The organism is Candidatus Symbiopectobacterium sp. NZEC135, from assembly GCF_025962695.1.
In genome coordinates, this window is the sequence record NZ_JAGFPF010000015.1 from 43,933 (window position 1) to 62,076 (window position 18,144).

The 18,144-nt window shown below is 55.0% G+C and carries 14 protein-coding genes; 12 read left to right on the forward strand and 2 right to left on the reverse strand.

Annotation, left to right across the window (positions count from 1 at the left end; genetic code table 11):
* The first annotated feature begins 27 nt into the window (after window positions 1–27).
* From msbA to J5224_RS10365, 5 genes are all read left to right on the forward strand, one after another.
* Window positions 28–1,776, forward strand: a complete 1,749-nt coding sequence (msbA, locus tag J5224_RS10345; RefSeq protein ID WP_264625293.1) for a lipid A ABC transporter ATP-binding protein/permease MsbA — start codon at window positions 28–30, stop codon at window positions 1,774–1,776.
* The gene (gene lpxK / locus J5224_RS10350; RefSeq protein ID WP_264625294.1) at window positions 1,773–2,765 is read left to right on the forward strand and encodes a tetraacyldisaccharide 4'-kinase; all 993 of its coding nucleotides are present in this window, start codon (window positions 1,773–1,775) and stop codon (window positions 2,763–2,765) included. The genes msbA and lpxK overlap by 4 nt, the downstream gene beginning before the upstream one ends.
* A gap of 44 nt (window positions 2,766–2,809) precedes the next feature.
* Window positions 2,810–2,992: a Trm112 family protein gene (locus J5224_RS10355; RefSeq protein ID WP_222157225.1), complete on the forward strand. Its 183-nt coding sequence runs from the start codon at window positions 2,810–2,812 to the stop codon at window positions 2,990–2,992.
* The gene (kdsB, locus tag J5224_RS10360) at window positions 2,989–3,735 is read left to right on the forward strand and encodes a 3-deoxy-manno-octulosonate cytidylyltransferase (RefSeq protein WP_264625295.1); all 747 of its coding nucleotides are present in this window, start codon (window positions 2,989–2,991) and stop codon (window positions 3,733–3,735) included. Before J5224_RS10355 ends, kdsB begins: the two co-directional genes overlap by 4 nt.
* A gap of 352 nt (window positions 3,736–4,087) precedes the next feature.
* Window positions 4,088–4,981: a YcbJ family phosphotransferase gene (locus J5224_RS10365; protein WP_264625327.1), complete on the forward strand. Its 894-nt coding sequence runs from the start codon at window positions 4,088–4,090 to the stop codon at window positions 4,979–4,981.
* A gap of 5 nt (window positions 4,982–4,986) precedes the next feature.
* On the opposite strand, the gene elyC is transcribed toward J5224_RS10365, so the two are convergent.
* Window positions 4,987–5,775 carry an envelope biogenesis factor ElyC gene (gene elyC / locus J5224_RS10370; RefSeq protein ID WP_264625296.1) on the reverse strand — a complete coding sequence of 263 codons (789 nt, stop codon included), beginning with the start codon at window positions 5,773–5,775 and terminating at the stop codon, window positions 4,987–4,989.
* Between the two features lie 187 nt (window positions 5,776–5,962).
* Between elyC and cmoM the strand changes: the two genes are divergently transcribed.
* The 7 genes from cmoM to J5224_RS10405 all read left to right on the forward strand — a co-directional run bounded on the left by cmoM (window position 5,963) and on the right by J5224_RS10405 (window position 16,711).
* Window positions 5,963–6,748, forward strand: coding sequence for a tRNA uridine 5-oxyacetic acid(34) methyltransferase CmoM (gene cmoM, locus J5224_RS10375; protein WP_264625328.1), 786 nt, complete (start codon window positions 5,963–5,965; stop codon window positions 6,746–6,748).
* Window positions 6,745–8,067 carry a chromosome partition protein MukF gene (gene mukF / locus J5224_RS10380; protein WP_264625297.1) on the forward strand — a complete coding sequence of 441 codons (1,323 nt, stop codon included), beginning with the start codon at window positions 6,745–6,747 and terminating at the stop codon, window positions 8,065–8,067. The genes cmoM and mukF overlap by 4 nt, the downstream gene beginning before the upstream one ends.
* Window positions 8,048–8,770, forward strand: a complete 723-nt coding sequence (mukE, locus tag J5224_RS10385; RefSeq protein WP_264625298.1) for a chromosome partition protein MukE — start codon at window positions 8,048–8,050, stop codon at window positions 8,768–8,770. The genes mukF and mukE overlap by 20 nt, the downstream gene beginning before the upstream one ends.
* 2 nt (window positions 8,771–8,772) lie before the next feature.
* On the forward strand, window positions 8,773–13,212 hold the full coding sequence (gene mukB / locus J5224_RS10390; protein ID WP_264625299.1) for a chromosome partition protein MukB: 4,440 nt from the start codon (window positions 8,773–8,775) through the stop codon (window positions 13,210–13,212).
* 330 nt (window positions 13,213–13,542) lie between these two features.
* A complete protein-coding gene (gene ldtD / locus J5224_RS10395; protein ID WP_264625300.1) occupies window positions 13,543–15,267 on the forward strand; it encodes a L,D-transpeptidase in 1,725 nt (574 codons plus the stop codon).
* Between the two features lie 180 nt (window positions 15,268–15,447).
* A complete protein-coding gene (locus J5224_RS10400; protein WP_264625301.1) occupies window positions 15,448–15,996 on the forward strand; it encodes a YcbK family protein in 549 nt (182 codons plus the stop codon).
* A gap of 82 nt (window positions 15,997–16,078) precedes the next feature.
* Window positions 16,079–16,711, forward strand: a complete 633-nt coding sequence (locus J5224_RS10405; RefSeq protein WP_264625329.1) for an MBL fold metallo-hydrolase — start codon at window positions 16,079–16,081, stop codon at window positions 16,709–16,711.
* A gap of 43 nt (window positions 16,712–16,754) precedes the next feature.
* On the opposite strand, the gene J5224_RS10410 is transcribed toward J5224_RS10405, so the two are convergent.
* Complete coding sequence (locus tag J5224_RS10410) at window positions 16,755–17,945, reverse strand: amino acid aminotransferase (protein WP_264625302.1); 1,191 nt, start codon at window positions 17,943–17,945, stop codon at window positions 16,755–16,757.
* Between the last annotated feature and the right edge of the window lie 199 nt (window positions 17,946–18,144).

The following is an 18,144-nucleotide window of genomic DNA, read 5'->3' on the forward strand; positions in this document are numbered from 1 at the left end:
TATTTATAAATAATTCAGGTTTATTGCATGCTGAATGATAAAGATCTCTCCACCTGGCAGACCTTCCGTCGCCTGTGGCCGATGATTTCTCCCTTCAAAGCGGGTCTAGCCGCGGCGGCCATTGCGCTTATCCTCAATGCCGCAGGCGACACGCTGATGCTCTCGCTGTTGAAGCCTTTGCTGGATGAAGGGTTTGGGAAAACCGATCGCAGCATTCTGCTGTGGATGCCGCTGGTGGTGATGGGCCTGATGCTGGTACGCGGGGTAACCAGTTATGTGTCCGCCTACTGCGTCTCTTGGGTATCCGGCAAGGTGGTAATGAATATGCGCCGTCGCTTGTTCAGCCACATCATGGGTATGCCCGTGGGCTTCTTCGATCAACAATCAACCGGAACGCTGCTTTCGCGCATTACCTATGATTCTGAGCAGGTGGCTTCGTCATCATCCAGCGCGTTGATTACGCTGGTGCGTGAAGGTGCATCGATTATCGGCCTGTTTGTGCTGATGTTTTACTACAGTTGGCAACTGTCTATTATCCTGATTGTTATCGCCCCCATCGTGGCTATTGCGATTCGCGTCGTGTCCAAACGCTTTCGTAATATCAGCAAAAATATTCAGAACACCATGGGGCAGGTGACGGCCAGCGCCGAGCAGATGCTGAAAGGCCATAAAGAAGTGCTGATTTTCGGCGGTCAGGACGTTGAAGTGGCGCGTTTCGATAAAGTCAGTAACCGTATTCGTACCCAGGGCATGAAAATGGTGTCGGCGTCAGCGATTTCTGACCCGATTATTCAGTTGATTGCGTCACTGGCGCTGGCCTTTGTGCTTTATGCCGCCAGCTTCCCGAGCGTTATGGATACGCTGACGGCTGGGACCATCACCGTGGTGTTCTCCTCAATGATCGCGCTGATGCGCCCGCTTAAATCGTTAACCAACGTCAATGCCCAGTTCCAGCGCGGCATGGCGGCCTGCCAAACGCTGTTTGCTATTTTGGATATGGAGCAGGAGAAAGACGAAGGTACGCGTGTGCTTGAAAGGGCGGAAGGCGATGTGGAATTCCGCAACGTCAGTTTTGCCTATCCGACCAAAGAGACGTTAGCGCTGAAGAATGTCAGCCTGCACATTCCTCCGGGTAAAACGGTGGCGTTGGTTGGACGTTCGGGTTCCGGTAAGTCCACTATTGCCAACCTGATCACTCGTTTTTACGACATTCAATCCGGCGAGATCCTGCTGGATGGGCACGATCTGCGCGACTATACGCTCTCCTCGCTGCGCCGTCAGGTCGCGTTAGTGTCGCAACACGTACACCTGTTTAACGATACCATTGCGAATAATATCTCGTATGCCTGTGGCGATCGCTACTCGCGCGAAGACATCGAGCGCGCAGCTAAAATGGCCCATGCGATGGACTTTATCAGCAAAATGGATAACGGACTGGATACGATTATCGGTGAAAATGGCGTATTGCTCTCTGGTGGGCAACGTCAGCGTATCGCCATTGCACGCGCCTTGCTGCGTGATTGTCCGATTTTGGTGCTGGATGAAGCCACGTCAGCACTGGATACCGAGTCAGAACGCGCGATTCAGGCCGCACTGGATGAACTGCAAAAAGATCGTACTGCGTTGGTGATTGCGCACCGTTTGTCTACCATCGAGAGCGCTGATGAAATTCTGGTGGTCGAAGACGGGCAGATTATTGAACGTGGGCCGCACGCGGAGCTGCTGGCGAAAAATGGCGCTTACGCACAGTTGCATAAAATGCAGTTTGGCGAATGATAGCGCGCATCTGGTCCGGCGCATCGCGGCTCTATTGGTTGTTGATCCCTGTTGCGGTGTTGTACGGCCTGATAACGGCGGTTATCCGCTATAGCTACCGCGCGGGCTGGCGTCGAGTCTGGCGCGCACCCGTACCGGTAGCGGTTGTGGGTAACCTGACCGCCGGTGGCAATGGTAAAACACCGCTGGTGGTGTGGCTGGTGGAACAATTGCAACGCCAGGGGTATCGAGTTGGCGTGGTGTCGCGTGGCTACGGTGGTAAGGCGGAGCGCTATCCGCTGGTGGTGGATGCCTCGGTGTCTACGGCGCAAGCGGGCGATGAACCGGTGTTGATTTACCAGCGCACCGGCGCTGCGGTGGCAGTATCCCCTGTGCGGCGCGATGCCATTGAAGCACTACTGGCGCGTCAGCCGCTCGATGTGATTGTCACCGATGACGGTTTGCAGCACTACGCGCTGGCGAGAGATATCGAGATCGTGGTGGTGGACGGTGAGCGCCGCTTCGGTAACGGCTGGTGGCTGCCTGCCGGGCCGATGCGCGAACGGGCCGAACGCCTGCACAGCGTGGATGCCATTGTGGTTAACGGCGGTGAACCCCAGTCCGGCGAAATTGCCATGCATTTGCAGCCGGGCGACGCGATTAATGTGCTCACGGGTGAAACCTGCCCGGTGGCGACCTTGACGGGAAGCGTCGCCATGGCTGGCATTGGTCATCCGCCCCGATTTTTTGCCACGCTACGTACGCAAGGCGTGAACGTTGTGCGCGAAATCACGTTTGCCGATCACCAAACGTATTTGCCAGAAGCCATTCAGGCGCTGACCGAGGATAATCAGCAACCTTTGCTGATGACGGAAAAAGATGCGGTGAAGTGCCGCGCTTTCGCTCAGGCTAACTGGTGGTATGTGCCGGTAGATGCGCAACTTGCCGAGCCTGGAGCGTCGCTATTGCTGGGTAAGATAACGTCACTGTTGCCTTCACCGCGCGCGTAACGTGGCTACCCATTTTGTTTGTAAGCACCTTTAATGGAGGATGCATGGATCACCGTTTACTCGAGATCGTTGCCTGTCCGGTATGCAACGGACGGCTGTACTACAACAAAGAGAAGCTAGAACTGATTTGTAAAGCGGATGCGTTGGCCTATCCGGTGCGTGAGGGTATTCCGGTTCTGCTGGAAAATGAAGCGCGCAAAATTCCTGCCGATGAGATAACACAATGAGTTTTACTGCGATCATACCTGCGCGCTATGCCTCAACGCGCTTACCGGGAAAGCCACTGGCGGATATCAACGGTAAACCGATGGTGGTGCATGTAATGGAACGCGCCCTGGAATCCGGTGCCAGTCGTGTCATCGTCGCGACGGATCATCCTGACGTTCAACGTGCGGTGGAACTGGCTGGCGGGGAAGTGTGTCTGACCAGTCCCGATCACCATTCTGGCACGGAACGTTTGGCAGAGGTTATCGAGCGCTATCAATTTCCAGATGATGAAATCATCGTTAACGTGCAAGGGGATGAACCCTTGATCCCTCCGGTGATTATTCGTCAGGTAGCGGATAATCTGTCCGTGTGTCAGGCCGGGATGGCAACGCTTGCGGTGCCGATCACCACCGCTGAAGAAGCGTTTAACCCCAATGCGGTAAAAGTGGTGATGGATGCGCAAGGCTATGCGCTCTATTTTTCCCGCGCCACCATTCCCTGGGATCGTGAGCGTTTTGCTCAAAGCAAGGAGACGATTGGCGACCATTTTTTACGCCACATTGGCATCTACGCGTACCGTGCAGGTTTTATCCGTCGTTATGTGACCTGGCAACCCAGTAGCCTGGAGCAGATCGAACTGCTCGAACAACTGCGCGTGCTGTGGTATGGCGAGAAAATCCATGTTGCAGTAGCGCAGGCCGTGCCCAGCGTCGGCGTGGATACGCCAGAAGATTTACAGCGCGTGCGCGAGGCGATGCTGTAACGTTCACCACGACGTTGTTTACCTGCGATTGCCCTGATAAACCCCGTTTTTACGGGGTTTTTTTATCTCATCCCGCCACTCGCATGTGACATCACCTCCCACCTTGCGCCAAAACCGGGTTACAACCCGCCGATGCCACTTTATTTGATCTATATTGAAGAAATTGACGGTGGTCCACCGCATGATGGCACGCGGGATCCTGAAGCAGGAGCGAGGTTCATACTCGTCATACTTCACGTTGCAGGTGTGTTGGCTGCGCTCACTCACCCGAATCACTTACGTGAGTAAGCTCATCGGGATTCCTTCACTTGCCGTCTTCCTGCAACGCGAATTATTTAGGGTACAGCAACATATGGAACATTTGAAGGCTGAATTAAGCACGGTGTTGGGGGAGAGATTAAGCCGGCTCGAACGCATCAGTGAGCAGCCCTATGCACACTTGTACGCGCTGTATGACAATAACGGCAACGCCATGCCGCTGTTGGCGAAAAGCTATGTCTGTCAGGGCATTGCCCAGCAGGAAGCGTACAAACTTTCCATGCTGGCGCGCGAGGGGGATGTGCGCTTGCCGACGGTGTATGGCGTGGTGATCACCCAGGAAGCGCCCTATAAAGAACTGCTGTTGATTGAGCGCCTGCGCGGTGTATCGGTCGAAGCGCCGACGCGTACCCCCGAGCGTTGGGCCTCGCTGATGGATCATGTGGTTGAAAGCGTGTTGCTCTGGCACCGCATCGACAGTCACGGTTGTGTGGGCAGTGTGGACAGTACGCAAGATAACGACTGGCTCAGTTGGTACGGACAGCGGCTGGAAGTCCTTTGGTCAACGTTATTGAATGTCGGTGCACCGTTACTGACGCAAGAAGATCGCAGTGTGTTGTACCGCTCGCGCCAGTGTCTTGATGCCTTGTTTGATGATTTCGATGACGGGTGTGTGTTGGTGCACGGCAATTTATCGCTGCGCAGTATGCTCAAAGACCCACGCAGCGATCAGTTATTGGCGATGATCAACCCCGGCATGATGCTGTGGGCTCCCAGGGAGTACGACATGTTCCGCCTGTGCGAGTCGGGCATGTCAGAAGCGCTACTCTATCGCTACCTGCAAAAAGCACCGTTGGCGGAAAATTTTGTCTATCGCCGCTGGCTTTACGTCATTTGGGAAGCGGTTTCCCGCTACCTTCACACCGGGCAATTGGATCGCGCGCTGTTCGAGCGCGCCACGCGCGAATTGACCCCCTGGCTGGAATAGCCCTCTCAGTGTGATGCCGCTTCTGGCGGCGCTTCACTGCCTTTTAGCCGTTGCCACAGTAAGCCCAGTGTCTCATACCAGGCGCGTTCGCTGTGAGACAGATAAAACGCCGAAGGGAATATTTTCTCCCACGGGTTGAGCGGGCTGGTAATGGCTAACTGGTTGGCCGGGGCCGGTATGGGGTGCAGCCCCTGCGCCTGGAAGAACACCATGGCACGCGGCAAATGACTGGCTGATGTCACTAACAGAAAGGCTTGTTCACCGATAAGGGTCGCCGTGCCTGCGGCCTCTTCTTCCGTGTCGCGCGGAGTGTCCAAGGTGATGATATCCTCACGAGGAACTCCCAGACTCTCCGCAACCAATGCAGCGGTTTGTGCGCTGGTCATTGGATTTCCCTGCGCGGCCGCACCAGTGAAGATCATTTTTGCGCCGGGGTTGGCATGATAAAGACGCACACCTTCTGTCACCCGTGACAGGCTGTTGCCGATTAAATTGGCGCTCGGTGCCCACGCCGGGTTGTAGGTATAGCCGCCGCCCAACACCACAATATACGGAACCGGTGCTGCGCTTGCCTGCCAGGTTGCGTAGTGACTTTCCAACGGCAGCAGCAGCTTATCGGCGATCGGTTGTACACTCAGCAGCAATAACGCCAGCCAGGCACAGGAAATAACGGCTTTTCCCCCTCGTTGCCAGCGCGAGAACCACAGCAGTGCCAGACCAATGCCCATCAGCACCAGCAGTAACGGGAGCGGTTGCAGCAGCCCGCCAACGACTTTTTTTAGGGTAAACAGCATGAAATCAGGTTCCCTTTGGGTGAAAAAACGGCATCCGGCAAAATATCGTGCGGTCAGGCGGTTTATTCTCGTTCCGCCTGTGCCAGAATAACGGGTTGAAGGAAATATGGCGTTATACCCGAACACCGGGTATAGAAGGCACACCGTGCCGCACGATCGCCTTAACGATGACGTGGAACGCAACGCAATGCAAGATCGCAATTTTAACGATATCGCTGAAAAATTTGCCCGTAATATCTATGGCACCACCAAAGGCCAGGTGCGTCAGGCGGTGCTGTGGCAGGATCTGGATGCGTTGCTGAAAACCTTGCCTGACCGGCCTTTGCGGATTCTCGACGCGGGCGGTGGTGAAGGGCACATGGCCTGTCGTTTGGCGGCTTTAGGACATCAGGTCTTGTTGTGCGATGTTTCAGATGAGATGATTCACCGCGCCAGCAGCATCGCTCAGGAACAGGGCGTCGCCGATAACATGCGTTTTGTTCACTGCGCCGCGCAGGATATCGCGGATCATATGACGCATCCGGCGGATTTAATCTTGTTCCACGCGGTGCTGGAATGGGTAGCCGAACCGCAGGCAATCTTGCGGACGCTAACGGATTGTCTGGCACCAGACGGTGCTTTTTCGCTGATGTTTTATAACCATCAGGCACTTTTGCTGCGCAATGTGGTGCTGGGTAATTTTGCCTATGTGCAAGCCGGTATGCCAAAGCGCAAACGACGTTCGCTGTCGCCGGATCATCCCCTCGATCCCCAGCAGGTTTATGGCTGGCTCGATGCGTTGGGGATGACCATTGAAGGAAAGACCGGTGTACGGGTGTTTCATGACTACTTGCAGAACAAGCAGCAACAAATCGATAATTTCGAGGAATTGTTAGCGTTGGAACAGCGCTATTGTCGCCAGGAGCCCTTTGTCAGCCTGGGACGCTATATTCATGTCATGGCGCGTAAACGCCCTATAAAGGATGCACTATGAGTGATTTTTCCCAGACAGTGCCGGAACTGGTTGCCTGGGCGCGAAAAAATGATTTTTCCCTGTCACTCCCCACCGAACGCTTGGCGTTTCTGCTGGCTATCGCCACGCTGAACGGCGAGCGAATGGATGGCGAAATGAGCGAAGGGGAACTGGTGGATGCCTTTCGTCACGTCAGCAAGGGATTTGAACAAACCCATGAAACGGTGGCAATGCGCGCCAATAACGCTATCAACGATCTGGTGCGCCAGCGTTTGGTGAATCGCTTTGTCAGTGAAATAGCGGATGGCAATGCCATCTATCGACTGACGCCGCTCGGCATTGGCATCACCGACTATTATATCCGCCAGCGCGAATTTTCGACGCTGCGCCTGTCTATGCAACTCTCTATTGTGGCGCAGGAATTGTTGCGCGCGGCGGAAGCCGCAGAAGAGGGGGGCGATGAGTTCCACTGGCACCGTAATGTTTTTGCGCCGCTTAAATATTCGGTGGCGGAAATTTTTGACAGTATCGATCTTTCGCAGCGCGTGATGGACGAGCAGCAGCAGGGCGTGAAAGAGGATATCGCAGCACTGCTGACGCAAGATTGGCGCGCCGCCATCTCCAGCTGTGAGCATCTGCTGACTGAAACCTCCGGCATCCTGCGTGAATTGCAGGACACGTTGGAAGCGGCGGGCGATAAGCTGCAAACCAGTCTGTTGCAGATTCAGGAGGCGACGATGCAGCACCCTGAGCTTGAGTTTGTCGATAAGCTGGTGTTCGATCTGCAAGCCAAGCTTGACCGCATCATCAGTTGGGGACAGCAAACCATCGATCTGTGGATTGGCTATGACAGGCACGTCCACAAATTTATCCGTACCGCCATTGATATGGATAAAAACCGGGTATTCGCTCAGCGCCTGCGCCAGTCGGTGCAAAATTACTTCGATCAACCTTGGGCGTTGACCTTCGCCAATGCCGATCGCCTGCTGGATATGCGTGATGAAGAGCTGGCGCTGCGCAGCGATGAAGTGACGGGAGAGTTGCCGCCGGAGCTGGAGTATGAAGAATTCAGCGAAATGCGCGAACAGATCGCCGCGCTGATAGAAGCGGCGCTGCAAAAATACAAAACCGAGCGCATCCCGCTCAACCTGGCGGACGTGGTGCGCGATTACCTCGGCCACTATCCCCGGGCACAGCATTTTGATGTGGCACGAATCGTGGTCGACCAGGCGGTGCGCCTGGGTGTGGCCGAAGCGGATTTCACCGGATTGCCTGCGCTATGGCAGTCAATCAATGATTACGGAGCCAAGGTACAGGCCCATGTCATCGACAACTATTGATAAAATCATGCCAGCTAAACTGGCAACGGCGTTAGCCAATACCCTGTTCCCCGCGCTCGACAGCCAACTGCGTTCAGGGCGTCATATCGGCGTGGAAGAGTTGGAAAACCATGCTTACCTGATGGATTTTCAGGACGTGTTGGAGGAGTTCTACGCACGCTACAACGTGGAACTGATCCGCGCGCCAGAAGGTTTCTTCTATCTGCGCCCGCGCTCGACCACGCTGATCCCGCGTTCGGTGCTGTCCGAGTTAGACATGATGGTGGGAAAAATTCTCTGCTACCTCTATCTCAGCCCGGAGCGGCTGGCGCAAGAGGGCATTTTCACGCAGCAGGAGCTTTACGAAGAGCTGCTGAGTCTGGCCGATGAAAACAAGTTGCTGAAGTTGGTCAACCAGCGTTCAACCGGCTCGGATCTGGATCGGCAGAAATTGCAGGAGAAGGTCAGAACCTCGTTGAATCGCCTGCGGCGCTTGGGCATGGTTTACTTCATGGGCAACGACAGCAGCAAATTCCGTATCACCGAAGCGGCGTTCCGTTTCGGTGCTGACGTGCGCAGCGGTGATGACGCGCGTGAAGCACAGTTGCGCATGATCCGAGATGGTGAAGCGCTGCCGTTAGACAGTGGGCTGTCGCTGAACGATGAGGTCGACGAGGGCGAAAGTGCGCAAGACAATGCGGCAGAGAGTCGAGAGGAAGAATAACAATGATTGAACGCGGTAAATTTCGCTCACTGACGCTGGTCAACTGGAACGGCTTTTTTGCCCGAACGTTTGATTTGGACGAACTGGTCACCACGCTGTCCGGGGGTAACGGTGCGGGAAAATCGACGACGATGGCGGCCTTTATCACCGCACTGATCCCCGATTTGACGCTGCTGCATTTCCGTAACACCACCGAGGCGGGGGCCACCAGCGGCTCACGCGATAAAGGGCTGCACGGTAAACTGCGCGCCGGCGTGTGTTATGCCACGTTGGACGTCGTTAACTCTCGCCATCAGCGCGTGTTGGTTGGGGTGCGTCTGCAACAGGTGGCCGGACGTGACAAAAAGGTCGATATCAAACCCTTCGCCATTCAAGGGTTGCCCACCACGTTGCAACCGACGCAGGTGCTGACCCAGTCATTGGGCGAGCGCCAGGTCCGGGTGTTGACGTTGCAAGAACTGAAAGAGCGTGTGGAAGAAATGGAGGGCGTGCTGTTCAAACAGTTCAACTCCATTACCGATTACCATGCGTTGATGTTTGATTTGGGTGTAGTACCTCGTCGGTTACGCTCTGCGTCCGATCGCAGTAAATTCTATCGTCTGATTGAAGCGTCCCTTTACGGCGGGATCTCCAGCGCCATTACCCGATCGCTACGTGATTACCTGTTGCCGGAAAACAGCGGGGTGCGCAAAGCGTTCCAGGATATGGAAGCGGCTCTGCGTGAAAACCGGATGACGCTGGAAGCCATCCGGGTGACGCAATCGGATCGCGATCTGTTTAAACACCTGATTTCGGAAGCCACCTCCTACGTAGCCGCTGACTATATGCGCCATGCCAATGAGCGACGGGTGCATCTGGACGGTGCGCTGGCGCTGCGTCATGACCTGTTTGGTAGCCGTAAGCAGTTGGTGCATGAACAGTATCGCCATGTAGAAATGGCACGCGAACTGGCGGAACAAACGGACGCCGAAAGCGATTTGGAAACCGATCACCAGGCCGCCAGTGACCACCTCAATCTGGTACAAACGGCGCTACGTCAGCAGGAAAAGATCGAGCGTTACGACGCCGATCTGGAAGAGCTGCGCTCGCGTCTGGAAGAGCAGGACATCGTAGTAGAAGAAGCGCGCGAGCAGCTTGAAGAGAATGACGCGCGCGCGCAAGCTGCCGAGCAGGAAGTGGATGAGCTGAAAAGCCAGCTTGCTGACTACCAGCAAGCGTTGGATGTGCAGCAGACCCGAGCGATCCAGTATCAACAGGCGCAACAGGCATTAGAGCGTGCCCGCACGCTGTGCCAGTTGCCAGACTTAACGGCGGACAACGCCGATGAGTGGCTGGAAACCTTCCACGCGCGCGAGCAGGAAGCGACCGAACTGTTGCTGCAACTGGAACAAACCCTGAGCGTCTCCGATGCGGCTTATAACCAATTTGAACAAGCCTATCAGCTCGTCTGCAAGATTGTGGGTAACGTGGCGCGTGGCGACGCGTGGCAAGCGGCGCGCGATGTGCTGCGCGACAGTACCTCTCAGCGTTATCAGGCTGAACGCGTGCATCCCCTGCGTGGTCGTTTGGCCGAACTGGAACAGCGCCTGCGCGAACAGCAGGAAGCGGAACGCCTGCTGCAAGAGTTTGGTAAACGCTATGGTCAGCCCTGTGAGCCGGAAGACTTGGACAGCTTGCAGCAGGAACTGGAACTGAAGATTGAAACCCTCTCTGCGCTGGTCGCAGAAGCCGGGGAGCGCCGTTTGGCGCTGCGTCAGGAACTGGAGCAAATCCAGCAACAAATTCAGACATTAACCGCGCGGGCACCGGTGTGGCTGGCGGCACAGGAAGCCCTGACGCAACTGAGTGAACAGAGCGGCGCCACCTTTGCTGATGGTCAGGCCGTGACCGAGCATTTGCAACAACTGCTGGAGCGCGAGCGTGAAATCACGGTAGAACGTGATGATGTGGCGGCGCGTAAGCGTCACATTGACGATCAAATCGAACGTTTGAGTCAGCCTGGTGGTGCGGAAGATCCGCGTATGACAGCGCTGGCAGAACGCTTTGGCGGCGTGTTGCTGTCCGAAATCTACGATGATGTGACGCTGGACGATGCGCCGTACTACTCGGCGCTGTATGGCCCCTCACGCCACGGTATTGTCGTTGCCGATTTGTCGCTGGTGCGTGAACAGCTTGAAGGGCTGGATGACTGCCCGGAAGATCTCTATCTGATAGAAGGGGATCCGCAATCGTTCGATGACAGCGTCTTCGCGGTAGAAGAACTGGAGAAAGCGGTGGTGGTTAAAATCGCCGATCGCCAGTGGCGCTATTCCCGTTTCCCTGAGGTGCCATTGTTTGGCCGCGCCGCGCGTGAAAATCGCTTGGAGAGTTTGCGCGAGGAGCGTGAAGCGCTGGCGGAGCAGTACGCCACGCTGTCGTTTGACGTACAGAAGACCCAACGTTTGCATCAGGCATTCAGCCGTTTTATCGGTTCTCATCTGGCGATTGCGTTCGATGACGATCCAGAGGCGGCGCTGCGCCCCTTGAGTTCACGTCGCAGCGAGCTGGACCGTGCCATCAACAATTTTGACGCAGAAAACCAGCAGCAGCGTCAGCAATACGATCAGGCCAAAGAGTGTGTTTCATTGCTCAACCGCCTGATCCCGCGCGTCAGCCTGCTGTGTGATGATACCTTGCACGATCGACTCGAAGAGATTCGCGATGAGCTGGATGCTGCAGAGGAGTCCGCGCATTTTATTACGCAGCACGGTGCGTCGTTGGTGAAACTGGAGCCGCTGGTGGCGGTACTGCAAAGCGATCCACAGCAGCATGAACAACTGCGGGCACAGTACACCCAAGCACAAAGTGCACAGCGTCAGGCGAAACAGCAGGCGTTTGCTTTAACGGAAGTGGTGCAACGTCGTTCTCATTTCAGCTATAGCGACTCAGCGGACATGCTGGGGGAAAATGCCGATTTGAATGACAAGTTGCGCCAACGGTTGGAGCAGGCTGAAACCGAACGCACCCGCTCGCGTGAACAGTTACGTCAGCAGCAGGCGCAGTTAACGCAGTACAGTCAGGTGCAGGCGTCGTTGCGCAGTGCGCATGATGCCAAAAACGAAATGCACAAAGAGCTTATTCAGGAATTGCAGGAGATCGGCGTGCGTGCGGATGCGGACGCGGAAGCGCGCGCTCGCACGCGCCGTGATGAATTGCATGCTGCCTTGAGTGCCAACCGCACGCGCCGTAATCAGTTGGAGAAGCAGATTACCTTCTGTGAAGCGGAAATGGACAGCTTGCAGAAGAAATTGCGCAAGGTGGAACGTGATTATCACCAGATGCGCGAACAGGTGGTGACGGCGAAAGCGGGCTGGTGTGCTGTGATGCGCCTGGTGAAAGACAATGGCGTAGAGCGCCGTTTGCACCGACGTGAGCTGGCCTACATGGACGCTGACGAATTGCGTTCCATGTCGGATAAAGCGTTGGGGGCATTGCGACTGGCGGTTGCGGATAACGAACATCTGCGCGACGTGCTGCGCGCATCGGAAGATCCGAAACGGCCTGAACGCAAAGTGCAGTTCTATATTGCGGTCTATCAGCATCTGCGTGAGCGTATTCGTCAGGATATTATTCGCACCGATGACCCGGTTGAAGCCATCGAGCAGATGGAAATTGAACTTAACCGTCTGACGGAAGAGCTGACCGCACGTGAAAAAATGCTGGCGATCAGTTCCAAGAGCGTGGCGAACATTATCCGTAAAACCATTCAGCGTGAGCAAAATCGTATCCGCATGCTGAATCAGGGCTTGCAGACGGTTGCGTTTGGGCAGGTGAAAAGCGTGCGCTTGAACGTCAACGTGCGTGAAACGCACACCACGCTGCTCAATGTGCTCTCGGAACAACAAGAGATGCATCAGGATCTGTTCAGCAGCAACCGGTTGACCTTCTCGGAAGCGCTGGCGAAGCTTTACCAGCGCCTCAATCCTGAAGTGGATATGGGACAACGCACGCCGCAAACCATCGGTGAGGAACTGCTCGATTACCGCAACTACCTTGAGATGGAAGTGGAGGTTAATCGCGGTGCTGATGGCTGGTTGCGTGCAGAGAGCGGTGCGCTTTCCACCGGTGAAGCGATCGGGACCGGGATGTCGATTCTGGTGATGGTGGTGCAGAGCTGGGAAGATGAATCCAAACGCCTGCGCGGCAAGGACATTATCCCTTGTCGTTTACTGTTCCTCGATGAAGCGGCGCGTCTGGATGCAAAATCCATCGCCACGCTATTCGAACTGTGTGAGCGGTTGGAAATGCAGTTGGTGATTGCTGCGCCGGAAAATATCAGCCCGGAAAAAGGCACCACCTACAAGCTGGTGCGTAAAGTGTTCCAGAATCAGGAGCATGTACACGTGGTCGGGCTGCGTGGTTTTGGCAGCGAGAATGAAGCACCGCAGGTGCAGGCATCGTAGCGATAATTCTGTGACGTAAAGCGAAGAGGCCGTGTTAAACGGCCTCTTTTTTTTGTCCCTTAATTTCCCTGATAGATACCTCCAACATGACGGACCAGTGAAATAATCCAGTGGGAAGTGGCGCAAAAAATATTGTCTCTTTATATACTAACGGTAATGATGAGCGAATAATTAAAGTAGCAGGCCATCTCAACGTTTTGCGCTGTTTTATGACAATCAGTTTCTGCATAACGTGAATTAGGGAGTCATATCCATTGGACCTCGTAGCTTTCATTGCCGATAAAAATAACGTGGCTGATATCGCGTTTAGTGAATACAGGGGATAAATGGATGTTGTTATGTGAGCAAAAAGCGCAGAGCACGCTGTGCCGCGTTGGCACGTTGTGGACCTTGAGTCTGTTTTCTTTGTGTGCGTTGTCGGCTACCGGGCAGGCAGCGGTGATTTCCCACGCTGTGCCGAGTGTCTCTTCGCACACCGCAGGCAACGCCTCTCATGAAACCAGCGCGGCGGCGTTACAGGCACTGGCGGCGAAAGGCGTTAAACCGCATTATCTCTCAGACATCACCGCACTCTACGCACTGCATCCGGCACAACGGTTGTGGGCGGATGAGCACGCCGTCGTGCAGTTCCAGCAGCAGTTAGCCGAAGTGGCGCTGTCAGGGGTTCAGCCGCAGTTTACGCAATGGGTGACGTGGTTGACCGATGCCAGCATCAAAGGGATGGAACGCGACGTGCTGTTGTCAGATGCCATGCTGGGCTATCTACAGTTTGTTGACGGCGTGGAGCGCAACGGCACTGACTGGCTCTACAGCAGCGTCCCCTACCGTTTGCAATCGCCAGCGCCTGCGCGCGTGGAGCAATGGCGGCAGGCGCTGGTCGCGGGCAACAGCGTTGGATTTGTCTCATCGCTTGCACCGCGCCATTCACAATATGCCAAGATGCATCAGGCATTGAAAACGCTGTTGCTGGATACGCGTCCCTGGCCGGTGTTGACGATGTCGGATACTTTGCGTCCTGAACAGCAAAGTCAGGAACTGACGGTACTGCGTGAAATACTGCAACGCACCGGTATGCTTGCCACATCAGAGAACATCACCCTGTTTAATGAACAACCTGCTGTTGTCGACGCGACTGCGCCGTCACCGGATACCTATACGGGCGATCTGGTCGAGGGGGTTAAGCGCTTCCAACAGTGGCAAGGCTTGGAAGCCGATGGCGTCATTGGCAAACGGACGCGAGATTGGCTGAACGTTTCGCCGCAAACCCGTGCCGCGCTGCTGGCGCTCAATATTCAGCGCCTGCGTCTGGTGCCGGATAATGTCAGCACCGGTATCATGGTGAACATCCCAGATTATTCGTTGAACTACTATCAAAACGGTACGCAGCGTCTCTCTTCGCGCGTGATTGTCGGACAACCGAAACGCAAAACGCCGCTGATGAGCAGTTCATTGTATAACGTGGTAGTTAACCCACCGTGGAACGTGCCCACCACGCTGATTCGTCAGGATATCGTCCCCAAAATCATCAAAGATCCCAGCTACTTGCAGCGCAATAATTATACGCTGCTCTCGGGCTGGCACTCCGAAGCGGAGACTATCGATCCGACGATGATCGATTGGTCCGTGGTATCGGCGGATCGTTTCCCGTATCGCATTCGTCAGGCTCCCGGTGCCAACAACTCGCTGGGGCGGTATAAATTCAATATGCCTAATTCCGAGGCGATTTACTTGCATGATACGCCGAACCATGGGCTGTTCCAGCGTGATATTCGCGCGCTCAGCTCGGGCTGCGTGCGCGTGAACAAAGCGTCCGAACTCGCCGGGATGTTGTTGCAGGATGCGGGATGGAACGATGCGCGCATTTCTTCCACGCTGGCGCAGGGGAATACCACCTATGTGCCGGTTAAACAGCGTATTCCGGTCAATCTATACTATTTGACGGCCTGGGTAGCCGACGACGGCAAACCTCAGTTCCGCACAGATATTTACAATTATGATGATACGGTAAAACGGGGTGCGGGCATCCTGGGCAAAGCAGGGCAACTGCTCCAGTAACCGCTGATATTCTGGGACGTTAGCGCTGTCACACGGTTTATATTGCAGCGGAGGATCAACGCGATCCTCCGCATACCCTGTCATTAAGCGGGTTGACTCGAATACCCTGCACGGTTATGGTGCCAAACGGCGCGTTTTTTTGTCGTCGTTATGTTCACCTTTTACGTCGGGGCACACTTCATGGAATTCATCGATCATCATCGCCGCAGATGGCTGGCGCTGGGCGGAGCCGCGTTGGGCGCTGCCATGCTGCCGGGGCAGGCGTTCGCCACGCTATCAACCCCACGACCGCGCATTCTTACGCTGGCAAACCTTAATACCGGCGAATATCTCAAAACTGAATTCTTCGATGGCCGCCGTTACAATAAAGATGAACTGTCCCGTCTGAACCACTTCTTCCGTGATTACCGCGCCAATAAAATCAAAACTATCGATCCTGGGCTGTTCGATCAACTTTATCGCTTACAGGTGATGTTGGGCACCAACAAACCGGTGCAGCTGATTTCGGGGTATCGCTCGGTGGACACCAACAATGAAATGCGCAGTCATTCGCGCGGCGTGGCTAAACAGAGCTATCACACCAAAGGTCAGGCGATGGATTTTCACATCGAAGGTGTGCAACTGGCGAATATTCGCAAAGCGGCGCTGAAGTTGAAGGCCGGTGGCGTAGGCTACTATCCGAAAAGTAATTTCGTGCACATTGATACCGGGCCGACGCGGAGCTGGTAACCCTTAACGCTAATAGACCCCACGGTCGGACCGTGTCATGATGACGGTCACGTAAGGGTGCTTTTTCGTGAAGTGGAGTGCTATGAAATACCAGATTGTTCCCGTAACGGCGTTCAGCCAAAACTGTACGTTGTTATGGTGTGAAGAAACCCGCGACGCAGCGATTGTTGACCCCGGCGGCGAAGCGGAAAAAATCAAACGTGCCGTCGCGCAGTGCGACATCAAGGTCACTCAAATCCTGTTGACCCATGGACATCTCGATCACGTCGGGGCGGCTTCGCAACTGGCTGAACACTATCAGGTGCCGATTATCGGCCCACATCCCGCAGATGCCTTCTGGCTCGATGGTTTGCCCGCACAGAGCCGTATGTTTGGCCTGACAGAGTGTGCGCCGTTAACACCGACGCGCTGGCTGCAAGAAGGGGATTCGGTGACGGTGGGTAACACCGAGCTGTCTGTGTTGCACTGTCCGGGACATACACCGGGTCATGTGGTGTTTATCGACAAGGTATCGCGTCTGGCGCAGGTGGGGGATGTGATCTTTAACGGCGGTGTAGGGCGCAGTGATTTCCCGCAGGGTGACCATCAGGCGTTGATTACCTCCATTCGCACCAAATTGTTCCCACTTGGGGATGATATCACCTTTATTCCTGGACACGGCCCAATCTCGACGCTGGGACAGGAGCGTAAGACCAATCCTTTTGTGCATGATTAATGCACTGGCATCCCCCGACTAGCAGGGGATGCCTGACAACCTATTACAGCACGGCCACAATGGCTTCGCACAGCGGAGCCATGTTTTCCGGCGTCATCCCTGCCACGTTAACCCGTCCAGAATTCACCGCATAAACCGCAAACTCATCGCGCAGACGTAATACTTGATCTTTGGTCAGGCCGCTGAAGGAAAACATGCCGTTCTGCTGAATGATAAACGAGAAATCCTGCGTCGCGCCTTTTTCCTGTAAGGTATTGACGAACAGATGACGCATGCGTTGAATGCGCTCGCGCATTGCTGTCAGTTCCTGTTCCCACAGGGTACGCAACGCCTCGTTGCCGAGGATGGTCGCCACCACTGCCGCACCGTGTGCCGGTGGGTTGGAGTAGTTGGCGCGGATGATGGATTTCACCTGGCTGAACGCTTTGTCTGCCACATCGGCATTGGCCGCGACCAGGGTGCAGGCACCGACACGTTCGTTATACAAGCCAAAGTTCTTCGAATAAGAGCTGGAAACCAGCAATTCCGGGTGGGAAGCCGCAAAAATACGCAGGCCCTCGGCATCCTCTTCCAGCCCGCGAGCGAAGCCCTGATAGGCAAAATCGAACAGCGGCAGCCAACCCTTCGAAGCGGACAAGTCAGCCAGCGCTTGCCACTGCTGCGCCGTAGGATCGATACCGGTCGGGTTATGGCAACAGCCGTGGAATAGCACCACGTCGCCCGCCTGAACCGCTTCAAGGCTTTTTACCATGCCATCAAAGTCCAGCGCGTGGTTAGCGGCATCGTAATAGTGATAATCACACACTTCCAGTCCGGCAGCCTGGAACACGTTTTTATGGTTGGGCCAGCTTGGATTGCTTACCCAAATACGCTTAGCGGAGGTCTGGCTGGCGATAAACTCTGCGGCAATACGCAGGCCACCGGTGCCACCCGGCGTCTGTGCGCTGCGCGCACGCTTTTCACTGATGATCGCGCTTTGCTTGCCGAACAGTAGCTCCTGCGTGCGCAGGGCGAACTCGGGCAGGCCATCGATCCCGAGATAGTTTTTGGTGGCTTCATTTTCCAGCAAAAATTGTTCTGCTTTTTTTACGCTGGCCAGCACCGGTGTCTTTCCGGTTTCATCTTTGTATACACCGATACCCAGATTGATTTTTTGTGGACGAGAGTCGGCGCGAAACAGATCGGCCAAGCCAAGAATTGGGTCAGCGGCAGCGGCAGTAATATGTTCAAACATTGATGGCTATTCCATGACAGAGGTTAGGCAAGAACCTTCAGGTTACCGCTAGCCATACGCTTTGCCAACCGTTTGCGATCAAAATGCAGGTGAAATAACAGGAAATATTGTAGCAGGCACGATAGCCATAAATGGCGCTAATAATCAGAAAGCAGAAAACAAAAAGACAGGGCACAAGGCCCTGTCTCTTTCGTTATCA

Bases quoted from the DNA above. Each gene is read 5' to 3' on its own strand.
- msbA (WP_264625293.1), top strand. From the start codon at position 28: ATGCTGAATGATAAAGATCTCTCCACCTGGCAGACCTTCCGTCGCCTG.
- lpxK (WP_264625294.1), top strand. From the start codon at position 1,773: ATGATAGCGCGCATCTGGTCCGGCGCATCGCGGCTCTATTGGTTGTTG.
- J5224_RS10355 (WP_222157225.1), top strand. From the start codon at position 2,810: ATGGATCACCGTTTACTCGAGATCGTTGCCTGTCCGGTATGCAACGGA.
- kdsB (WP_264625295.1), top strand. From the start codon at position 2,989: ATGAGTTTTACTGCGATCATACCTGCGCGCTATGCCTCAACGCGCTTA.
- J5224_RS10365 (WP_264625327.1), top strand. From the start codon at position 4,088: ATGGAACATTTGAAGGCTGAATTAAGCACGGTGTTGGGGGAGAGATTA.
- elyC (WP_264625296.1), bottom strand. From the start codon at position 5,775: ATGCTGTTTACCCTAAAAAAAGTCGTTGGCGGGCTGCTGCAACCGCTC.
- cmoM (WP_264625328.1), top strand. From the start codon at position 5,963: ATGCAAGATCGCAATTTTAACGATATCGCTGAAAAATTTGCCCGTAAT.
- mukF (WP_264625297.1), top strand. From the start codon at position 6,745: ATGAGTGATTTTTCCCAGACAGTGCCGGAACTGGTTGCCTGGGCGCGA.
- mukE (WP_264625298.1), top strand. From the start codon at position 8,048: ATGTCATCGACAACTATTGATAAAATCATGCCAGCTAAACTGGCAACG.
- mukB (WP_264625299.1), top strand. From the start codon at position 8,773: ATGATTGAACGCGGTAAATTTCGCTCACTGACGCTGGTCAACTGGAAC.
- ldtD (WP_264625300.1), top strand. From the start codon at position 13,543: ATGTTGTTATGTGAGCAAAAAGCGCAGAGCACGCTGTGCCGCGTTGGC.
- J5224_RS10400 (WP_264625301.1), top strand. From the start codon at position 15,448: ATGGAATTCATCGATCATCATCGCCGCAGATGGCTGGCGCTGGGCGGA.
- J5224_RS10405 (WP_264625329.1), top strand. From the start codon at position 16,079: ATGAAATACCAGATTGTTCCCGTAACGGCGTTCAGCCAAAACTGTACG.
- J5224_RS10410 (WP_264625302.1), bottom strand. From the start codon at position 17,945: ATGTTTGAACATATTACTGCCGCTGCCGCTGACCCAATTCTTGGCTTG.